General features: G+C 41.0%; 13 protein-coding genes. All 13 read left to right on the top strand.

Annotated elements, in window-relative coordinates:
* The first annotated feature begins 3 nt into the window (after positions 1-3).
* The 13 genes from WC676_00360 to WC676_00300 all read left to right on the top strand — a co-directional run bounded on the left by WC676_00360 (position 4) and on the right by WC676_00300 (position 14331).
* Complete coding sequence (locus tag WC676_00360) at positions 4-753, top strand: class I SAM-dependent methyltransferase (protein MFA5059065.1); 750 nt, start codon at positions 4-6, stop codon at positions 751-753.
* Positions 750-1982 (top strand): glycosyltransferase family 4 protein, encoded by a 1233-nt coding sequence (locus WC676_00355; GenBank protein ID MFA5059064.1) that lies wholly within the window; start codon positions 750-752, stop codon positions 1980-1982. Before WC676_00360 ends, WC676_00355 begins: the two co-directional genes overlap by 4 nt.
* The gene (locus WC676_00350) at positions 1979-3118 is read left to right on the top strand and encodes a glycosyltransferase family 1 protein (protein ID MFA5059063.1); all 1140 of its coding nucleotides are present in this window, start codon (positions 1979-1981) and stop codon (positions 3116-3118) included. Before WC676_00355 ends, WC676_00350 begins: the two co-directional genes overlap by 4 nt.
* 8 nt (positions 3119-3126) lie before the next feature.
* Entirely contained in the window at positions 3127-4131 is a 1005-nt protein-coding gene (locus WC676_00345; GenBank protein MFA5059062.1) for a GDP-mannose 4,6-dehydratase, read from the top strand.
* Between the two features lie 10 nt (positions 4132-4141).
* Positions 4142-5497, top strand: a complete 1356-nt coding sequence (locus WC676_00340) for a hypothetical protein (protein MFA5059061.1) — start codon at positions 4142-4144, stop codon at positions 5495-5497.
* A 14-nt stretch (positions 5498-5511) separates the two neighbouring features.
* Positions 5512-6312 (top strand): glycosyltransferase family 2 protein, encoded by an 801-nt coding sequence (locus WC676_00335; GenBank protein ID MFA5059060.1) that lies wholly within the window; start codon positions 5512-5514, stop codon positions 6310-6312.
* A gap of 70 nt (positions 6313-6382) precedes the next feature.
* Entirely contained in the window at positions 6383-7912 is a 1530-nt protein-coding gene (locus tag WC676_00330) for a hypothetical protein (GenBank protein MFA5059059.1), read from the top strand.
* A gap of 10 nt (positions 7913-7922) precedes the next feature.
* Positions 7923-8915 (top strand): NAD-dependent 4,6-dehydratase LegB, encoded by a 993-nt coding sequence (locus tag WC676_00325; GenBank protein ID MFA5059058.1) that lies wholly within the window; start codon positions 7923-7925, stop codon positions 8913-8915.
* The gene (locus tag WC676_00320; protein ID MFA5059057.1) at positions 8908-9624 is read left to right on the top strand and encodes a sugar phosphate nucleotidyltransferase; all 717 of its coding nucleotides are present in this window, start codon (positions 8908-8910) and stop codon (positions 9622-9624) included. Before WC676_00325 ends, WC676_00320 begins: the two co-directional genes overlap by 8 nt.
* Positions 9625-9648: 24 nt before the next feature.
* Entirely contained in the window at positions 9649-10836 is a 1188-nt protein-coding gene (locus tag WC676_00315; GenBank protein MFA5059056.1) for a glycosyltransferase family 4 protein, read from the top strand.
* Between the two features lie 4 nt (positions 10837-10840).
* Positions 10841-12358: a hypothetical protein gene (locus WC676_00310; protein MFA5059055.1), complete on the top strand. Its 1518-nt coding sequence runs from the start codon at positions 10841-10843 to the stop codon at positions 12356-12358.
* Positions 12359-12374: 16 nt separating this feature from the next.
* Entirely contained in the window at positions 12375-13334 is a 960-nt protein-coding gene (locus tag WC676_00305) for a glycosyltransferase family 2 protein (GenBank protein MFA5059054.1), read from the top strand.
* Complete coding sequence (locus WC676_00300; GenBank protein ID MFA5059053.1) at positions 13327-14331, top strand: radical SAM/SPASM domain-containing protein; 1005 nt, start codon at positions 13327-13329, stop codon at positions 14329-14331. Before WC676_00305 ends, WC676_00300 begins: the two co-directional genes overlap by 8 nt.
* Positions 14332-14337: the final 6 nt, after the last annotated feature.

Here is a 14337-nt window from a genome sequence, read left to right as displayed (position 1 = left end):
TCAATGAATATTGCCTCATCATTAAAAAAGCCATTGCGAAGAGTTAAAAAGTTATTGCGTTACGGCAAGTTGATCGATTACTTAAAAGGCGACAGACGCTTTTTACTGTCTTCGGCATCAATAGAGAATTTGTTCCCAGGAATCAATGATTCCTCGCTTCAGCTTCCGGCTTCGCAAGTTCTATCTGGGGATTCTATGGTTTTGTCTTTAGCCGGACAATTAACGTTAGCCGCGGTTTGTCGTCGCTTGTCACCGAATAAAATTTTTGAAATGGGAACTTACCGGGGAACATCAACGCTCATTATGGCGATGAATATTTCCGCGCAGGCAAAGATCTTCACATTAGACATCGCTCCCGAAGCACGAGCGACACATCAGCACGGAACAGGTGTTGGCGGATTTTCCGACTATATGGCGGGAGATTTCTTTTTAAAAACACCGTTTGCCCCAAAAATTACGCAGTTATTCGGTGATTCCCGAACATTTAATTTTTCTTCTTACTATGGCACGGTGGATCTCGTTTTTGTGGATGCCGATCATACGTACAAGTTTGTTAAATCTGATTCCGAACATGCGTTTAAGTTGATCCGTCCCGGCGGAGTTATTATTTGGGATGACTATATCTGGATGGCAGATCACGCCGAGTGCTCTGGGGTTGCCGATTATTTACATCAAAAATTATCCGAAAAGAAAATTTATCGTATTCAGGGAACGAGGCTAGCTGTTTATATCGACGCGGGGAAAAACACTTGAAAATACTTGTTGTTTCAAATTTTTATCCGCCATACCACATTGGCGGATATGAATTAGGATGCTTTAATGTTGTTCAGCAGCTAAAAAAACGCGGACATCACATTAAAGTTTTAACCAGCACTTACGGAGTTTCCGGGCAGGTTTTTCAAGATGAGGTTTTAAGGCGGTTACATCTTCGGCCGCCTTTTGAAATGAGTAAAATAGGGAAATTGTTTAAGTTGTTTTGTATGGAGAAAAATAATCAAAGCGTTTTTTCGCGCCTTTGCGGCGAATTCGATCCTGATATTGTTTATTTTTGGAACATGGGGAACATCTCCATTTCGCTGATCTCAGTAGCTCAACGCATGAAAAAGGCAATTTGCTACTACGTCTTTGATGATTGGCTGGCAAATTGGCAACAAAATCCCTGGAACACTTTCTGGGCGAACACTGAAAATAACTTTATGGTCGCATTAGCAAAAATCTTACTTTGTCCAATAGCTCGACTCTTAAGTTTAGAGACGAGTGTAAAATCACCGGATTTGCGTTATGTGCAATTTGCCAGCAATTATCTTAAACGAAATGCCATAACGCACAAAATGGGAGCCGAAGGAGCTGAAGTTATTTATTGGGGCATTGACCAGGAAAAATTCTCCTATAACGCTATTAAGCGAGTGCCTCGGCGCATTCTTTATGTCGGACAGATCGTGCGCCACAAAGGCCTGCACACTCTCATAGAAGCCTTTGGCGTGCTCTTAAGGGAAAATCCATCTGATGCTATTCATCTTCAGGTTGTCGGCGGCTCTACACAGCCCGAATACGAGCGTCAAATGCGGCAGATGGTTATTGATTTAAACTTGAGCCAGCGCGTTTCTTTTTTGGGCCCGGTGGCGCAAGAGGAATTGCCCGGAATTTATCATCAAAATGATATTTTGGTTTTTCCGTCTATTTGGGAAGAGCCGTTCGGCATTACCTTACTGGAGGCGATGTCGTGCGGTTTAGGCATTGTGTCTACGCAAACCGGAGGAATTCCGGAAATATTAACGGATGAAATAAATGCTTTGTGTTTCTCAAAAGAAAATGCGCGTGATTGTGTGAGGCAAATATCAAGACTGCTCCACGACCAGGAATTGTTTGAAAACATCCGTCTTAATGCGCGGCAAACCGTTGAAAAGAAGCTCAATTTAAAACAGGCGATCGAGAATATTGAAAATTCGCTTTTAAAAACGGCAAAGGGATCCCAACAATGAATGTTCTGGTCGACGGATTGATATTCGAGCTACAGGCCAAGGGAGGGATTTCGCGTATTTTTCATGAAACACTGGCGCGCATGTGTTCGTTGGATCCTCGCCTAATGATCCAAATTTTATTAAGCGAAAAAGTCTCTCCATTGCTGATCCATGAACGTATCGAATATTGTCAAATTACTAAAGCATTTCGTTTATTGCGCTCTCAGAGATTATGGAAACCGCTTGTGCCAATGGCGGGGATAATTGCGGATGGATTATTAAAAGCCAAGGGGATCAGCGATACGAAAAATAAAATCTGGCACTCTACTTATTATACGTTGCCGCATTCTTGGCGGGGGCCGGTGGCCGTAACCGCTGCTGATATGATCCACGAGCTTTTTCCGGGACTATTTAAAGGGCATATGAATGAACAGTTTTGCCGGCGTAAACGTTTATGTATGGAGCGGGCGGATGCGGTTATTTGCATTTCCGAAACAACACGGCAAGATGTTATTAAGCTTTGCAACGTTAAAAAGGAATTGACGTTTGTTGTTCCGCTCGCTGGTAGTGAAATTTTCAAGCCTTTGAATTCTGAAGTGATTTCCGCGGAATTGAAAACAAAAAAACCATTCCTGCTTTATATAGGCTCACGGGTGCATTACAAGAATTTTGATACTTTCATCAAGACGTATGCCCGATGGTCTTTACGAAATGATATCGATCTTTTATTGGTCGGCCCGGCATTAAGCGAAGATGAAAAGATGCAGCACAAAAAAATGGGGATTCTTGATAAGGTCGAGCTGTTATCCGGAATTGATGATGCGAAACTTTGCCAGATCTATAATCGCGCGGTTGCGCTCGTTTATCCGTCTTTGTACGAGGGATTTGGCATTCCTTTGCTTGAAGCTATGGCGTGTGGATGTCCTATCGTGGCATCTTCAATTCCTTCTAATATAGAAATAGCGGGAGATATCCCGATATTTTTTTCACCCAATGATGAGGACGAATTAATAAGATCGCTGGGCAAAGCTGTATCAGAAAGCCGTAAGAGCAGCCGTATTCAGGATGGATTTGATCGGGCGAAGCTTTTTTCTTGGGATATGACCGCCCAAAAAACTTTGGATATTTACAAAAAATTGCTACACAGCAAAAGTTAGGTTGAATTATGAAGAAAAATAAAATTGCTTTTATTACGGGGATCACCGGCCAAGACGGCGCGTATCTTTCCAGGATCTTGTTAGAAAAAGGATATAAGGTTTACGGTGTTGTGCGCAGTTTGTCACCGGAGAAAATCAAGAATTTAAAATATTTAGATGTCGCGCGCGACATTGACTTTGTTAAAGTTGATTTGCTGAGCTTATCCAAAGTTAAAAGAACAATTGATCAAATTCGTCCCGATGAAATCTATAATTTAGCAGCTCAAAGTTCTGTGGGGCTTTCATTTAAAGAGCCGATGAGTACTTTAGATATCAATATTCAAAGCGCGTTAAATATTTTAGAAACCATACGGACAATATCTCCAAGGACAAAATTTTATCAAGCTTCTTCAAGCGAGATGTTCGGTACGGTCAAAAGTTTGCCGGCAACAGAAGAGACGGTTTTACATCCCGTAAGCCCGTATGCTATTTCAAAAGCTACGGGACATTGGCTGGCGGTTAATTACCGAGAGGCATATAAATTATTTTGTTGCTGCGGAATATTGTTCAATCATGAATCTGTGTTGCGGCCGTCTAATTTTGTCACCAAAAAGATCCTTTCTGCGGTTGTCCGCATTGCTTTGGGGTCAAAAGAGAAATTGCGATTAGGAAATATTGATATTGCGCGTGATTGGGGCTATGCTCCCGAATATGTTCAGGCGATGTGGCTCATGCTTCAGCAAGAAAAGCCCGATGATTATATTGTGGCGACAGGGGTTTCGCACAGCTTAAGAGAATTTGTTCAGTCAGCGTTTTCTTGCCTTGGGCTTGATTGGAAAAGATATGTTGTGATTGATAAGAAACTGTTCCGTCCGGCGGATATTAAGGTTATTTATGGAAATCCTAAAAAAGCAAAAGCCAAGCTTGGTTGGCAGCCGAAAATTGATTTTGCTCAGTTGATCCGCTTACTTATAGATGAAGAGCTTAAGCTTCAGAAGAGTTTGACCTTGAGGCTTAAGTTAGAGAATGGTTGAGAAAAACATTATGAGAGATAGTCAAGGACACTTTCCGAAGGCCGCAGAAAGATTTGCGGATGCTGTTATTCTTTTGTTCATTCTGCTGTTAAGCGTTGTCTTTTTGTATCTTGCTATCCGTTATCCGGTCATCAAGCCTCTATCACGAAAGATCGTTTTTATCATTCCCGTGCTAATAGCGGGATTGTTAATTATCCAAAGAACACCTCGCTTTAAGAACTTTAAAATCAATAGTTCTTTAGTGATCGCGTCTGTTTTATTGACCCTCTATATTTTTGAATTTCTTCAATGGCCTTGGGATAGAATATCTACCCGGGACAATGTTGATTTTCGCTCCGACTTGCAAGTGCTTCATGATTTAACGCAAGAAGGCAAGCGCGCGGTTCTTTTTGTCCCTACTGCCACGCTTATTTATACTGAGTCCGCGCGGACAAAAAATGCGAACATATTTCCTTTTCGTGTTGATAAAAAGGAAAGGATTCCTTTAAGCGGTGTTTCGCAGCGAACAACAATTTTGTGCAAAGAAAGAGGGCCATGGAGTATTTATGAGAGCGACGAACATGGGTTTAATAATCCGAAAGGGTTATATCACCCCGGAGATGTTAATATCGCGATTTTGGGCGATTCGTTTACGCATGGATATTGTGTTGACCCCGGAAAAGATTTTCCATCGCAGATAAGAAATACATACGATCAAAAAACAATTAATTTTGGAATGGGGGGCGCCGGCCCGCTTATGCGGTTAGCCATATTTCGAGAATATGTTGAGGTTTTAAAGCCAAAAATTGTTTTATGGGTTTATACCGAGAATACCCTGAGGCGCGTGGAGCAAGAGGAATTACTGCGCTCATATTTAGACCCGACGTTTACACAGAACCTTTATTTTGCCCAGTCTGAAATAGACAAGGCGTATGAAGGGATAAACAGTTTTGTCAAGGACGCACGCCAGTCAGATCATATGATCTATCAAAGATGGCTTCAGCTGCTGCTTCTTAGAAAAACACAGGAAAGATTGGTTGAGGGCATTGCTGAGCTAAAGAATTGGAAACAGAAAGGGCAAATTCTAAGAGAGGATTATAAGGCCTTGCGACAGGCTTTGACAATAGAGCGCGACAAGACAACTTCTTGGGGCGGGGACTTTATTTTCGTGTATCTTCCTGTTCCATTTATGAGTTATCTTTCGGATCACGATGCAGTCATGGCCATTGTTAGGGACTTGTCGATTCCTGCTATTGATTTATCTGAATCATTTCGTAAAATAAAGAACCCGTTAGAGATCTATCCGAAAAAAGGAGCTCATTTTAACGAGCGGGGATACAAAATTGTTGCCGATGGAATCATTGATGCGCTGCGAAAACGAAATTAGAAGGCCACAGAATAATGACAAAATCTGATTTTAAGATCTCAATAGTAACGCCCTCGTACAATCAAAAACAGTTTATTGCTGAGGCCATTGAAAGCGTCAGAGATCAAAACTATTCTAACATCGAACATCTTATTTTTGATAACTGCTCGACGGATGGAACGACGGATCTTTTAAGAACTTTTCCTCATCTCAAGTGGGTTTCGGAATCCGATCGTGGACAAAGCCACGCGCTTAACAAGGGATTTAAGGCCGCTACGGGCGATATTATTGGCTGGCTTAATGCTGATGACCGTTATTTACCGGGATGTTTCTCCAAGGTTTCGGAATTTTTTAGCCAAAACAAAGATATTGATATTGTTTATGGTGATTATCGCTTGATTGACGGGGCAGGTAAGGTTATTCGGCTAAAACGTGAATTAGATTTTGATCTATTTATGCTAAAATATTTGCACGTTTTATGTATCCCGAGCACAACAACGTTTTTCAGAAAAAGTATTTTTGAGCAAGGAAATTTTTTGGACGAATCGTATCACTATGCAATGGATTATGAGTTTTTTCTTAGGCTGGCTTTGAAGGGTTATCGATTTGCCCATATTAAGGGATTTTTTGCTGAATTTCGCTGGCATGAAGAAAGCAAAAGTTCTACGGCTACGGCGAAACAAATGAAAGAATTTTCCACAGCTCTTTTAAGCCATGATGTCTTTCTTAAAGAACTAAACCCTAACATTTGCCTCAGTTTACGTTATATTCTGATGGTTTTAGCGCGGCTAAAAAGGTATTTTTTGAAGTGGATTAAGGGCTATTATTTTTCTTGACGGTCAGTCTAGCTTAAAGGTATAGTGCCTAGTTAGATTTTGACCGGTAAAAACTCTTAAAGGTTGCCACATGAATAACTTATGTAAAAAAGATCATGCAATCGATTTTGCGGGTTTGTGTATCCTGGGGATTTTCTCGCTGGGATATATTATCTTAAAGCGGATGTTTGCCGAGCTTCATCTGGCGCTTCCTTTTCTCAGTTTTCCCATTTTTATCGGGGAAATAGGGCTCGCGATCTCGTATCTTTTGTTCGCTATAAAATATTCTAAATCTTGGAACCAATTTCACCCAAATATTTGGAATATCTCAATAATTGTCTACGTCTTTTTCTTTCTTTTTAAAGCTGCGTATGGATATTATCATTGGGGTCCTTTAGCTTTTCGTCACGCCGCGCTATTTTACTATCCGACTTGCGCCATCTTAGCGTACGCATTTTACCGCGAAGAACTTTTTCATGACCGAATGCGTCTTGGCATCATTTTCCTCATTTTTGGCGTATTCGTTTTCTTCTCAAAAATGTACGACATCTATTGGACGTTTGCCCTTTTTCTGCTGGCATTCATTTTGGTAAGCAAATTTTCTAACCGTAGAGTTAAATGGGCATTGCTCATCCTTCTTTTTGTTCTATGCCCGTACCATAACTTATTTTTCACTTCACGGATGATGCTGGTTGCTAACGTGATCGGCATTGCATTTCTCATGATCGCTACCCTCAAGATCATGAAGCTATCGAGAAAAGTCAAGCTAGTTGCATCCTGCCTTGCCATTGTTTTGGTTTCTCTGGGAATTTTCAAATTTGCCAATAAAACGACATTAAAAACTTTGATCTATTGGGAAGATACTTTCAAGATCCTTCAAAACTACAATGCGGTTCTCGAGGAAAAAGGCGATAGCTACAAGATGATGGAAATTGAGAAAGTTAAGATATTTACACCGGAAACTGAACTCCCAAATTTTTTGAATAAGAAGGAACTCAAAGAAGTTCATAAAGCGAAAGCAACCGCTCCTAGGTATATCCTGACCCCTAAGGATCATGTTGATTCCGGGGGGAGCATTGCTCCTAAAGGAGAGAGCGCTTCTCAAGATCAGAATAAAATTCTTTATACGCCAATGAAAGAGTATACACCTCCGGAAAATCCTTATTTGGCAAGCTGCACAAATACTGTTTTTAGGTTGCTGATCTGGAGGGATCTTATCGGGGAATTGTATAAACAAAAGCCTATTTTAGGTGTTGATTTTGGCAAGCCTTTTCGCTCGCGCAGTCTTGAGATGGCGAATATTGCCAGCGGCGAATGGTCAAGGGACGGCTGGATCGAACCGCATAATTCATATTTAAATTTGATCTATCGCGGCGGCGTCGTGGGTATTGTTTTTATCATTGGAATGCTTTTTATTTTCTTACGGACATTTTTCTATTTTCTTAAAACGGGGTCTATGGTCGGTATTATGCTTTCGACAATTATTTTTGAGTGGCTTGTGGCGGCAAATTTCTTGGTTATTTTTGAAATGCCGTATTTTGCCATTCCATTCTGGTCTTTGTTTGGGATAATGTTGGCGTATTACGATAGTCAAAAGAAAAAGCTTGTTGTTCAACACTGAGGGCTAAAAAATGAATTGGAAAAAAAAGAAAATTTTGGTCACAGGGGCAGATGGCTTTATTGGGAGCCACTTAGTCGAGCGGCTTATTAAAAGCGGGGCACATTTAAGGGCTTTTACTTATTACAACTCTTTTAATACGTGGGGTTGGCTGGACAGCCTTTCAAAAGATCAGCTGAAGAAGATTGAAGTCTTTTCCGGTGATGTTCGAGACCCTAATGGTGTCCTGGAAGCCATGAAAGGCGTTGATATTGTTTTTAACCTGGCGGCCTTGATCGGAATTCCTTTTAGTTTTCATTCTCCCGATAGTTATGTGGATACAAATATTAAAGGTATTCTAAATGTCCTGCAGGCCGCACGCAAAACCGGAGTTGAAAGAATTATCCATACATCAACCAGCGAAGTATTTGGAACGGCTCAATATGTTCCCATGGATGAAAATCACCCCTTAAATCCACAATCTCCTTACGCGGCGACCAAGGCAGCGGCGGATCATCTTGCGTTATCGTTTTATCATTCCTTTAAACTCCCCGTCACTATTTTGCGGCCGTTTAATACATTCGGCTCTCGTCAATCAGCCAGAGCCGTTATTCCAACGATCATCACTCAAATTTATTCCGGGAAAAGATCTATCCAATTAGGAAATCTCAAAACGACGCGGGATTTTAATTATGTCTCTAATGTCGTTGACGGCTATATGAAACTTGCGCAGACTCAAAATGTCGATGGAAAAGTATTCAACATTGGAACAAACAGTGAAATATCTATTCTAGAATTGGTCCGCCTCATTTCTGCGATCATGGGCAAAAAAATAACAATTACGACGCAGAAAGAGAGGCTTCGCCCCCACACCAGTGAAGTGGAAAGGCTTTGGTGTAATGCGAGTTGCTTCTCCCAGCTTTGCGGCTGGGCCCCAAAAGTTTCGCTAGAAGAGGGCTTAAAAAAGACATGCCAGTGGATCAAAGCGAACCTCTCAAAGTATAAAGCGGAGATTTATAATGTCTAAACTTCAAGCTGTTATCTTGGCTGGCGGACAAGGCTCAAGGCTTAAACCCTACACGACTATTTTACCCAAACCGCTTATTCCGATCGGAGACTTTCCTATTTGCGAGATCATTATCCGTCAGCTAAAGTTCTTTGGCATGACGGATATTATTATTTCAACGGGTTATCATGCTGAGCTCATTAAAACTTATTTTGGCAACGGAAAGCGCTGGGGGGTCAGTATTCGCTATGTGCATGAAAATAAACCGCTGGGGACAGCGGGTGCTTTAAAGCTCATTAAAGGCATGAAAAATGATTTTCTAGTCATAAACGGCGATACATTGACCGATATGAATTTCAAAAATATCCTCAACTTTCACAAGAGCAAATTAGGCATCGCCACCATTGTTTTTAAGCGTTTTATTACTCGGGCTGATTTCGGAGTTATTTCCTTAGATAAAGGTTTGCAATTAACCAGCTATAATGAAAAACCAAAAACAGAATCCTGTTTTAGCTTGGGAGTTAATATTCTTAACGAACGCTGTAAAGATTACATTAAAAAAGGCGAGTGCATTGGCATGCCCGATCTGATGTGGCGCATGAAAATAGCCAAAGAAAAAGTTTTTTGTTATGAAAGTAAAGATATTTGGTTTGACCTTGGCCGCCTTGCCGATCTTAAGCCTGCGCAGGAAATCTTTGAGAAGAAAAAGAAACATTTTTTCCGCGGATAAAATATCGCAGATCTTTAAGCCATTATGAAAATACTCATGATCCATAATCATTATCAGCAATATGGCGGAGAAGACGCTGTTGCCAAGGCTGAGTATTCGCTTGTGAGCCGCTATGGACATGAAGTTTATTTTTACGAGCGAAGCAATAAAGAGATCAAGAACTTGTCGCCCTTAGAAAGAATAAAATCTTTTTTAAATTTGTCATGGTCTGATAAAACCTACAGTGAAGTTCGCGCTATTATCCAGAAATTCTGTCCGGATGTTGTTCACGTTTACAATGCATTTTTTATGGTCACCCCTTCGGTTTATTTTGCCTGCCGTGACGAAGGGGTTGCCGTTGTTCAGAGTTTATACAATTTTCGCTGGCTTTGCGCCAACGCGGTTTTTTTAAGAAAAGGAAAATTCTGCTCGGAATGCATGTATTATTCCCGATGGCGAAGTGTTCTTCATGGTTGCTACCGTAATTCATCTTTGTTGACAGCTGTTATTGTTAAGATGTTGAATAATCATTGGAAGAAAAAAACGTGGATCAATTTAATTGATGGCTATATTACGGCCACAGAATTTAGCCGACGGAAATTCATTGAATCCGGAATTGCTCCTGAGAAAATAATCGTTAAACCGCATTTTATTGATCCTGACCCCAAGGCGCGCAATGTTTGCGGTAATTACGCGCTTTATATCGGACGGATCAGTGAAGAGAAGGGGATCCGCGTATTGTTGGATGCCTGGGCTTCTCTCTCGGATTTACCGCTGAAGATCATTGGCGTTGGTCCTCTGTTAAGTGAAATAAAAAAGATGATAAAAGAGAAAAATATGAACCATGTGGAAATCCTCGGTTATTGTTCTGACGAAGAGTGCGCCAAGTATCTTAATAGAGCAAAATTCGTTGTTGTCCCTTCGGTTGGTTATGACAATTTCCCCAGGGCTATTGTGGAAGCCTATGCGGTCGGAGTTCCGGTTTTGGCTAGTTCTCGCGAAGGGATTAAAGAATACATTAAAGAAACTTTCACGGGAGTAATTTTTAACACTGGCGATGCTAAAGATTTAGTCCAAAAGGCCAGGTGGTTTCAGCAAAACAATGATGTGGCAATACTGGAGATGGGAAGAAATGCCCGTCTTGAATATGAAGAAAAATATACGGCTCAGAAGAATTTTGAATACTTGAATAATATTTATCAAATGGCGATCGAAAATTATAAGAAAAGGTAAGAATATGGCATCTTTCGAGAAGTATATTCAAGGGGCTTTGTCGAATCTGCGATTGTTTTTGCGGCGCATTTCCTGGGAGCAAGCTGTCTACATTATTTTTATTCTGACGGTCGCGGGAGCATATTTTATTTTAAGCCCGGGTTGGGGATTTATGGATGATTGGCAGTCTCGTGAACGGGCAACTTTGTTTTGGCAGGGGAAAATGTCTTTTCCTGACCTGATCAACGAAGACCTGCAGGTCTTTGGCAGATTTCGCCCACTTCTTTATCTTTGGATCGTTTTAGCTTATCAGATCCCATATCCGCTTTTCTTGTATTTTCTTATTTTTGCCACCGGAGCTTGGGTTCTTTTGATCTGGGGAAAGATCATTCACCAACTTCTCCCCGAAGGAGGCATGACGGCGGAATTTAAAAAGTATGTTTATCCGTTAAGTTTTTTTGCTTTTTTGCCGTTTTGGAATACCTTTATGTACATTTCTTTGCAGGAAAAATTTATTTTTATATTCGGAACGCTTTCTTTATGGTTTTTGGTCAAAAGCTATCGGAATAATTCTTTTGGATATTTATGGGGCGCTTTATCGTTGGCGTTTTTAAGTATTCTCGGCAAGGAAACAGGCGTTGTGTTCCTCTTTTCCTATGCGGGTTATGCCGCTTTGGATTTGTTGATCTTCAAAAAGAATATCAAGATCTCAAAGATCCTTTTATTGGTCAGCGTGATTGCCGGGTTTTCTTATGTGATCTTTATCAAAACCATTTTAGGCGGATACACGGCGCACTACAAATCCAATTTAAATATCGGAGTACTTTTAGGGATGTTAAAAACTATTCCGGGAATGATGAAAGTCGCCATTGGTATTGCGGGGCTAAGTATTTTGACAGCTGCTTACTTTTGGTGGGGTAAGCGGCGTCAATTTCTTGATCCGCTTTTTTTGATTTGTCCTCTGTGGATGATCATCTACATACTCTTACTTTTGCCGTGGGGTTTTCCCAATTATCTCCTGGCGCCTCTGGCGCCGTTTATCATGGTATCCATTTATTTTTTGATAGCGGCATGGATGCCGAAGCAAAAACCCCTTATTTATTTAGCGCAAGCAGCAATTATCGTGATTGTCTTTCTGGTGTTGCTCGAGATCATTATTCCGCGGATTTCAAAAATGGCTGATAAGCGCAAAGTAGTTGAAGCAATTGTTGCCCTTAATAAAGAAAATCCGGGTAAGTTTTTTTATCCGCCGCATTATCAGGAGACAGCGGGGGCTTTGCAAAATTTTTCCTCTGTTCCCATAACATATGCTTCTGCCATTAACGAAAAGAATGTGTCATTTCGAGAAAATAGTTTTTTAGTTATCAATGATGAAGCTGATGCCGTTGTTTTGGAAAATATTTATCGTGATCAATTGGCCTATCAAAATGGCACTTGGCAGATCTGGGTGCTTAAAGAGAAGAAAGGGCAAAAAGAAGAATTCCGGTTAACGTTGCCGCTTAATACATTGCAAAAGATCAAAAGTTATTTAACAAGCCGTTAAAGGCAGGGAGGTAAACATGGCAGTTCTTTCTATTGTTATTCCGCTTCACAACGAAGAAGAGAGTCTGCCTGTTTTGTATCAAAGGTTAAAAGGTGTTTTAAATTCTCCCGAACTAAAAGATCATGAAGTTATTCTTATTGATGATGGAAGCCGAGATAAGACCTGGGCTATCGTTGAAGATTTGGTTCGCCAAGATTCTAAGATCAAGGGTATCAAATTCTCAAGAAATTTTGGACAGCAAAGTGCTTTAACAGCCGGCCTGGATCATGCGAGCGGCGATGCTGTGATCATGATGGACGGAGACCTGCAGCATCCCCCGGAACTTATCCCGCAGCTTGTCGCGAAATGGAAGGAAGGGTTTGACATTGTTTACACCAAACGCGAGCACAATAAAGAGTATGGACCACTAAAGAATCTGTCGTCTAAAACCTTTGCTTTTGTTTTTAACAGGGTTTGCCAGGTTGCTGTCGAAGAAGGTGTTTTAGATTTTCGCATTATCAGCAGAGAAGTCGCTGAATCTCTTAAAGCGATGAAAGAGCGATGCCGATTTTTTCGCGGTCTTGTTAGTTGGGTTGGATATAAATCCACTTGTATTGCTTACACGGCGCCGTCACGTATTTCCGGCAAAACAAAGTATTCGTTGGGAAAATCGATTTCTCTTGCCTTAACAGGTATTTTGAGTTTTTCTTCCCGGCCGCTTTATCTAGCTGGTTTTTTAGGGCTTATCGCGACTTTCTTGAGCCTTTGCTACATCGTCTATGCGGTTTACGTAAAGCTTTTTACCGATTTTACCGTTCCGGGCTGGACTTCTATTTTGATCTCTGTGCTTTTCTTAGGAGGTATCCAATTAATAACGATCGGTATTTTGGGAAGTTATTTAGCGATGGTCTACGAAGAAGTAAAAGCGCGGCCTGCGTATATTATTCAGAAAACCGCAGGCGAAAGCCGCTCTCAGAGAGGTATTAAAATTGCTTAACTATTTTCGTGCTGCCATGCTGAATTTCTTACTTGGTATTGCCGGCAATACAAAAGAGAATATTGTGTTTTTCTTGCTTCGTCCTTTTGGCAAGGCTGTGGCGAAATCTCTCTACATGGATACCACTAGTATTTGCAATGCTAACTGTATTTTCTGCTCTTATCAGTATGACCGGCGGCCTAAAGCGGTCATGGATGATGAGCTGTTCCGTAAAGCTGCGAAGGATTACAGGGATTTAAACGGGAAGAGAATTGGCCTGACGCCACTTTTAGGGGAGCTATTTGTTGACCCTAAGGCGCTGGAAAAGATCCGCTATCTTCATCAGCTTGGATTTGATTCAATTCACGCGTATTCTAATGCAAGCCTTTTTCATAAATTTGGTTTTACTGAAATTCTTTGCAGTGGTTTGACTCGCTTGCATATTTCCTTAGCGCCTCTTACAGAAGAGGCGTACAAAAAGATCTTTCGAACCAATGCCTATAAGCAAGTACTATCCAATACTCATGAAATATTAAAAGAGTTCCAAAAGTTGCAGCAGGATAGAAACTCGGCGTTGACGATCCAAAAGATACTTCTTGAATTCAGGGCAGATAGGCCGCTTGGTGAATGCGAAGTGCTGAATGATTATATTCAGTACATCAAACCGCATATCGGCAGAAACGTTGAAGTGATCAATATGGTCCATTTTGATGCTTGGACAGGGGCCATAAAGCAGGAAGATCTACTTCCGGGAATGAAAATAAAAAGCTCGGATTTTGTAAAGCTCCTTCCTTGCTCGCGTACGTCTGTTTTGCAGTTGCAACCAAATGGTGATGTTCGATTATGTGGTTGCCGTATCGATACGAAAGGTGAACGTGATGAGCTTTATCTTGGGAATGTTAAGGAGAAAAGCCTCTCGCAATTGTATAATTCTCAGGTCGTTGTGGATATCAAGAAAAGCTTTATGACCGGTAACCAGCCAGAAGTTTGTAAAAAGTGTTCCTGGTACTCGGCATAAATGTAT

The organism is Candidatus Omnitrophota bacterium (genome assembly GCA_041649175.1).
GTDB lineage: Bacteria > Omnitrophota > Gorgyraeia > Zapsychrales > JBAZNR01 > JBAZNR01.
Note: the sequence above shows the minus strand (reverse complement) of the source record. Positions and strands in the feature narration are given on the sequence as shown.

Coding starts and splice junctions, on each gene's coding strand:
- WC676_00330 (MFA5059059.1), top strand. CDS start 6,383: ATGAATAACTTATGTAAAAAAGATCATGCAATCGATTTTGCGGGTTTG.
- WC676_00340 (MFA5059061.1), top strand. CDS start 4,142: ATGAGAGATAGTCAAGGACACTTTCCGAAGGCCGCAGAAAGATTTGCG.
- WC676_00310 (MFA5059055.1), top strand. CDS start 10,841: ATGGCATCTTTCGAGAAGTATATTCAAGGGGCTTTGTCGAATCTGCGA.
- WC676_00335 (MFA5059060.1), top strand. CDS start 5,512: ATGACAAAATCTGATTTTAAGATCTCAATAGTAACGCCCTCGTACAAT.
- WC676_00325 (MFA5059058.1), top strand. CDS start 7,923: ATGAATTGGAAAAAAAAGAAAATTTTGGTCACAGGGGCAGATGGCTTT.
- WC676_00320 (MFA5059057.1), top strand. CDS start 8,908: ATGTCTAAACTTCAAGCTGTTATCTTGGCTGGCGGACAAGGCTCAAGG.
- WC676_00315 (MFA5059056.1), top strand. CDS start 9,649: ATGAAAATACTCATGATCCATAATCATTATCAGCAATATGGCGGAGAA.
- WC676_00305 (MFA5059054.1), top strand. CDS start 12,375: ATGGCAGTTCTTTCTATTGTTATTCCGCTTCACAACGAAGAAGAGAGT.
- WC676_00360 (MFA5059065.1), top strand. CDS start 4: ATGAATATTGCCTCATCATTAAAAAAGCCATTGCGAAGAGTTAAAAAG.
- WC676_00345 (MFA5059062.1), top strand. CDS start 3,127: ATGAAGAAAAATAAAATTGCTTTTATTACGGGGATCACCGGCCAAGAC.
- WC676_00350 (MFA5059063.1), top strand. CDS start 1,979: ATGAATGTTCTGGTCGACGGATTGATATTCGAGCTACAGGCCAAGGGA.